Genomic DNA, 5,119 nt, shown 5'->3' with positions numbered 1-5,119 from the left:
TTCGGGGTGGCTGGCCCATAGTCAGTCTGCAATCACAACGTTCGGCGACCGGTCATGCGCTTTGGCATCAGCCCGCAGCTGCGCAGCCAACTCGGCTTTGGCGGCTGCGTCTCCGTGAACCAGACGCACTTCCCGCGGTGCAACCGGAATGTCGCGCACAAAGGCTATCAGCCCGGCCTGATCGGCATGGGCGGAATAGCCTCCCAGTGAATGAACACCGGCGCGGATGGTGTAACGCTGACCGTCGAGTTCAACATACCCACCGGCGGGGCCGTATTGCTGGATGGCGTGTCCGGGTGTGCCTTTGGCCTGGTAGCCGACAAACACGACGTTGTGCCGTACATCACCCAGCATGGCCTTGAGGTAGTTGACCACCCGGCCGGCGTTGCACATGCCGCTGCCGGTAATCACCACAGCCGGCTGGCGGGTGCTGACCAGCCGGTTAAGCATGCGCTGGTGCTGGGCATGAGTCTGCACCTTGAGCAGTTGATCAAAGCCGAGCGGTCGCCGGCCGGCGGCAAGACGTGCCTGCCCTTCTGCGTTCCAGCTCTGGCGCAGCTCGCGGTACAGGGCGGTAAAACGCCCGGCCAGAGGTGCATCCAGAATGACGGGGATCTGCTGCCACTCGGGGTTGTCGTGCATGATGCCTTCGAGTTCGTAGAGCAGCTCCTGGGTACGGCCAATGCTGAAGGCCGGCACGATCACGGTACCGCCATCGGCCAGCGCCTGTTCCAGCACCTGCTGCAGGCGGGCACGCCGGGTGGCGCGATCTTCGTGCAGGCGGTCGCCGTAGGTGCTTTCCAGTATCAGCAGATCGGCGCGCTCGGGTGGCTGGGGCGGTTCGAGCAGGGGTGCGCCGGCGGCACCAAGATCGCCGGAGAAGACCACTCGTTGGCTGCGCTGTTCTGGCGGATAGTCGATATCGATTTCAGCATAGGCCGACCCGAGAATATGCCCCGCCGGCTGGAAGCGCATCCGGCAGGTGAGGTCGTCCCGGGTGATGAGGTTGACCCACTGCCCGTAGGCGTGCCCCTGGAGTAACGCGGAGACGGCGGCGACATAGCGCGAGGCCAGCGCAGCATCCGGGCGCACGCCAACCCGGAAGGCATCCTCCAGTACGGCAGGCAGCAGCAATGCCGAGGCGTCGGTAGCATGAACGGCCTGATCAAAACCGGCTGCCAGCAACCAGGGCAAGCGCCCGACGTGATCGACATGGACATGGGTGAGCAGCAGGGCATGTACCGAGTCGAGAGGGAACTCGATGGCGAGCTGATCCTGCCCGGCACCGGCGCCGGAGGTTTCAGCGCCCTGGAATAACCCGCAGTCGATCAGCAGGCTGTCGGTCGGTGTGATCCACAGTTGGTGGCAGGACCCGGTCACGCCGTTGACCGCGCCGTGGTGCTGCACCCGCGGATAGGGGTGTTGGTTCATCAGCAAATTCCTTTTGCCTGGTTGTTATTGTCTGTTGCCGCAATCCGGCGGCGTATTGCATGCCCCGGATCATAAACGGATATGCCGGGCGATTCGGCGAACCCGGTCACGACGTGTGGCGAGCCTTGAGGCCGCAGGTGGTGTCGGTGATTGGCATGATGCGGTTTGGTGTGTGATCCGTGTGCCTGGTTAGTACCCCCTCCACGTCATGCCGAAAAGGCGTGGATCGGTATGGTGCGGAGCCAGATATTGCGTAGGGGCACGGCATGCCGTGCCCGGGCGGGCGACGATAAATCATCGGGGAATTGAGCCAGGCGATTCTGGCCACGGTTAGGCGAGATAAGCGTGGTTGAGTGCCTGCTTGAAGACGGGCACGGCATGCCGTGCCGCTACAAAGGCGTACTCAGCCGCCCTTACATAGGGTGACGGGGCTGGCTAGATCAGTACATCCAGTTCGTCCTGATCGATCAGGCCGCTCAGTTCACTGAGCTTTGCCCGTTCGGCGGAGCGGCTGTTGAGTTTGGCGACGGCGGCTTCGGGCAGGTCGGTAATGCGGATGACGCCACGCTGCAGCAGGACTTCGATCAGGTCTTCCAGCACCCGGATCATGTCGGCGTCGCTGCCTTGAAGGCGTTGCAGGCTTTCCTTCATCGAGCGGCCCTGCTGCCACTCCATCAGTTCCCTTGCGTCATCGGCCAGCCATTCGGAGAAGCCGTTTCCGGCCTCGCTGGAAATCGCGCTGATTGCGCCATCGGTGTCACGCTTGACGTACATGCACTCCCCTTCTGCCGGAGGCTGGATTGGTACAGCGACTATAGAACAAGGGCCGACACCGGTCACCCGATGTCGGCCCCTGGCCCTTGCTTTTACTGACGCTTAGACAATCAGGCTCGGATCCGGGCCTGCCAGCATGCTGTTGATGTCAGACACACTGAGCCCCTTGACCAGAATCACCTGATCGGCACCGCTGGCAATATCGCCTGTGCTGCTGATATTGAGCTGGGCACTCGCGACGCCATCAACCGAGGCGCTGGTGACCTGCAGATAGTCAGCAATTTCAGAGGGAGTGATATCGCCCAGCAGCGAACTGAGGTCAAGCACGTCGGTCCCGAGGGAGAAGTCCATGACCATGTCGACTGCCGGGGTGCCAACCGCGCCGGCATCACCGCTCTGCCAGACGAAGGTGTCAGAGCCGAGGCCGCCGTAGAGGATGTCATTGCCCTGACCGCCGATCAGCACGTCATCGCCGGCACCGGCCATCAGCAGGTCGTTACCAGCACCGGCGGTGATGGTATCGGCCCCACCTTCGGTGGTGGTCTGGTCATAGAAGTCCAGCGGGTTGGCCCGCAGCAGCGCGATGACTTCTTCGGTGCTGGGCGCATGGCCGAGGGTGTCAGTCAGGTAATCGACAACACCCTGATAACCCATGCCGGCGTAGTCGGTACCCAGGCTGTCCGAGCTGATGGTGTCGCCATAGATGATGTCATCACCGGCTGTGCCGACCAGGGTGTCATCACCAACCTTCGGTACCACGGTCACGCTGCTGTCCAGAGCCAGCTCCAGGTCCTCTGCGGTATCGACGTTTTCAACCTCGCCGACCGGGCCTCTGATCCGCCACCCGTCGATCCAAACCGAGGCATTGCCTGTGGTACCGGTGTTGTCGAAGAAGCGGAGATAGTCCGTATTACTGCCGTCACCAATACCAATGGCATTGACCTTGACGCTGTAGGACTGTCCGACCAGCGAGGCCATGGCGCCTACTGCATCAGCCAGGTCATAGTACTGGGTGCTGTTGCCACTACCGCCATCGGTCGGGTTGCCACTGCCGTTCAGATGGAATGTCGGGTTACCGTCGGTCAGGAACAGCGCCAGGTTTTCAAAGTCAGGCGTGCCTGGGGTCTGGGTATCGAACCAGCTCTTGGCTGCGCGCAGCACGGCTTCGTAGTTGGTGCCGCCCATATCGGTAGAGCCCGAGTAAGCTGCCAGACCGGAAATTGCCAGCAGCAAAGCATTGAGCTGAGCCGGGCTGTTCAGTGAGTAGCTGGTTTCCTGGCCGACATCGCCACCGAAGGTGATCAGCCGTACGTTCACCACACCGCCATGCGAGCCGAGATCGTTGACCAGTTTGGTAAGCGACTCTTTCATCAACTCCAGTCGGCTCTTGCCCTCGGTGCCGGAGTCATCAGTCATGCTCGCGGACAGGTCAACCATCAGGGCGATGTTGTAGTCATCCGGCACAACGACACTGTAGGAGCCTTCCACATCACCGATGATGATGTCGTTGCCACGCCCGGCGTTGAGCGTGTCGTCTTCGGCGGTACCGACAATCAGCTGGTCAACCGCTGGTGAATTCACGTCGACGCTGAACTGGGCATCGTCGGTGTCGCCATCGGCATCGACGATCTCGACCCCGAAGTCCAGATGGGTATCTTCCGGCAGCAACGCGGTTTCAATATCCATCGAGGCCAGACGAATCTCATCACCCAGGGTGCTGTCAAAGCCACCTTGGTGCTTGATGGTGACGCCATAGAAACCATCGATGTTCAGATCAGCGGCACTGACTACGATCGTTGGTGATGTGTCGGTCAGCGCGATGTCATTCAACGTGGCGATCACGTCACCGTTTTCATCCAGCACATCAATGCTGATCTTGGCGTCATCGCCATTGCCATTGAAGTTGAACGTCAGGGTGGCTGAATCGACCAGCTTGATCGCGTCCGCCGCCGGCAGAGTTGAAGTACCGGTGGCATCAAAGAACGCCAGTGTCAGTGTTTCGCCAATTGAGAACAGGTTGTTGTCAGAGCCAATGCCCTGATTGCCCCAGTTCACCTCATCGGTGCTGCCGTTTTTGGTCGCTGTAAAACGAATGTCGGTGGCGCCGTCGTAGTCATCGATGACCTGCGATGCCCAGAGGGTAGTCGCGATACCGCCGTTCTCACTGGTGAATACCACACCTTCCGAGCCGGTTGGCTTGGGGGTAACCAGATCAAATTCGTAAGTACCATCCACCTTCATGAACAGGGTGAAGTAAGTGTAGCTGTCGGTACCGTCGGCATAACTGACGGTCAGCAGCTCACCCTGATACTCGCCGGCGTTGTAGACATCCTCACGCACTGCAGTGAATGCTTCACCCAGGCCGGCAGCATCGAAGCTCAGGTTGATGCCGCTCTCCAGGTCGGATGCAACATCCGACAGGCCATCGGCACCGCCGCTGTAGGACCAGTTGCCGACGGTAACGCCAGCCTCATTCGAGGTAGTCATATCGTCTACCGCAGAGATCAGCGGCACTGTGTCATACACACGGATGTTGACCAGTACCGGGTCTGCGGTGTTGGTGCCGTCAGTGGCGGTGTAGTAGAAACTGTCGGTCAGATACGGATCGGCAAGCGGGTGATCCAGCACCGGCGCGTCATAGGTGAACTCGCCGTTGGCGTAGACGGTAACCGTGCCACCCAGCGCGGTGGTCAGCACGGCACCGGTAGCACCCACGGTTGAGCCGCCGGAACCATCCGCATTGTTGGACACACTCGATACGCTGCGGCCAGCCGGATCATTAAACAGGACGCCATTGATAGTGCCATCGGCGTCTGTATCCAGAGTGCTGCCCTCGGTGACCCCATACTGGTCGGTGGTGCCGCCCGGGAAGGAGTCGTTGTCTTCAATCAGACCGGTGACGCTGGTGGTGCTA

At 60.7% G+C, this 5,119-nt stretch carries 3 protein-coding genes; all 3 read right to left on the bottom strand.

Annotated features, from left to right (window positions below; genetic code table 11):
• Positions 1–21: 21 nt before the first annotated feature.
• Entirely contained in the window at positions 22–1,431 is a 1,410-nt protein-coding gene (locus B7O88_RS17710; protein WP_088278104.1) for an MBL fold metallo-hydrolase, read from the bottom strand.
• A 435-nt stretch (positions 1,432–1,866) separates the two neighbouring features.
• Positions 1,867–2,205: a tryptophan synthase subunit beta gene (locus tag B7O88_RS17705; protein WP_088278102.1), complete on the bottom strand. Its 339-nt coding sequence runs from the start codon at positions 2,203–2,205 to the stop codon at positions 1,867–1,869.
• A 102-nt stretch (positions 2,206–2,307) separates the two neighbouring features.
• The coding region (locus B7O88_RS18250) for a VWA domain-containing protein (protein ID WP_140418611.1) at positions 2,308–5,119 on the bottom strand (2,812 nt) is incomplete at its 5' end.

It is taken from the genome of Halopseudomonas aestusnigri, assembly GCF_002197985.1.
GTDB classification, from domain to species: Bacteria; Pseudomonadota; Gammaproteobacteria; order Pseudomonadales; family Pseudomonadaceae; genus Halopseudomonas; species Halopseudomonas aestusnigri.
This window is presented reverse-complemented; position numbering and strand designations above follow the sequence as displayed.

Excerpts from the sequence above, each read along its gene's own strand:
- B7O88_RS17705 (WP_088278102.1), bottom strand. The coding sequence starts at position 2,205 with ATGTACGTCAAGCGTGACACCGATGGCGCAATCAGCGCGATTTCCAGC.
- B7O88_RS17710 (WP_088278104.1), bottom strand. The coding sequence starts at position 1,431 with ATGAACCAACACCCCTATCCGCGGGTGCAGCACCACGGCGCGGTCAAC.